Source organism: Benzoatithermus flavus (assembly GCF_037908215.1).
Lineage (GTDB): Bacteria > Pseudomonadota > Alphaproteobacteria > Geminicoccales > Geminicoccaceae > Benzoatithermus > Benzoatithermus flavus.
The window spans coordinates 1-578 of record NZ_JBBLZC010000114.1 but is presented as its reverse complement, the minus strand read 5'-3'; the positions used below and the strand labels follow the sequence as shown (position 1 = coordinate 578).

2 protein-coding genes are annotated in these 578 nt (G+C 59.5%); one reads left to right on the top strand and one right to left on the bottom strand.

Features of this window, described 5'->3' with window-relative positions; translation table 11 throughout:
- A partial coding sequence (gene deoC, locus U1T56_RS24375; protein ID WP_418162069.1) for a deoxyribose-phosphate aldolase occupies window positions 1-373 on the top strand: 373 nt, incomplete at its 5' end.
- Here deoC and U1T56_RS24370 read toward each other — a convergent pair.
- A partial coding sequence (locus tag U1T56_RS24370; RefSeq protein ID WP_418162068.1) for a Na/Pi symporter occupies window positions 370-578 on the bottom strand: 209 nt, incomplete at its 5' end. The two genes, deoC and U1T56_RS24370, sit on opposite strands and share 4 nt — an antisense overlap.

The window sequence follows — 578 nt, the reverse complement described above, 5'->3', positions numbered from 1 at the left end:
AAGCGGAGCCGACGACTGGGTGGAGCGCGATATTCGCGCCGTCGTCGAAGCGGCAGCCGGAAAAGCACTCGTGAAAGTAATTATTGAAACGGCGCTTTTGACGGATGATGAAAAAGTGCGCGCTTGCCAATTGGCGGTGAAAGCGGGCGCTGACTATGTGAAAACATCGACTGGGTTCTCAGGCGGCGGCGCGACGGTTGAAGACGTCGCGCTGATGCGAAAAACGGTCGGCGACAATGTGGGCGTCAAAGCTTCAGGAGGCGTTCGCGACCGGAAAACAGCTGAGGCGATGATCGAGGCTGGGGCGACGCGCATCGGGACGAGCTCCGGGGTTGCCATCGTCAGCGGCCAAACTGGGCGCGCCGATTATTAAGCCCGCTTTTGGCCATGCAAACGCAAGATGGCCGTTTCGATGATGCCGACAAACGGCAACGCGGCGGCTGAACAAATGGTGTTAAACAAGACGCTCACATGGGCGAGCTGCACATCCGGCGCCGGGCTGAGCATGGCGGCAAAACGGGCGAACGGCTCCGTCCAGAAGGCAAAGACGGCAACGCCGGCGATGTTCAGCCATAAAT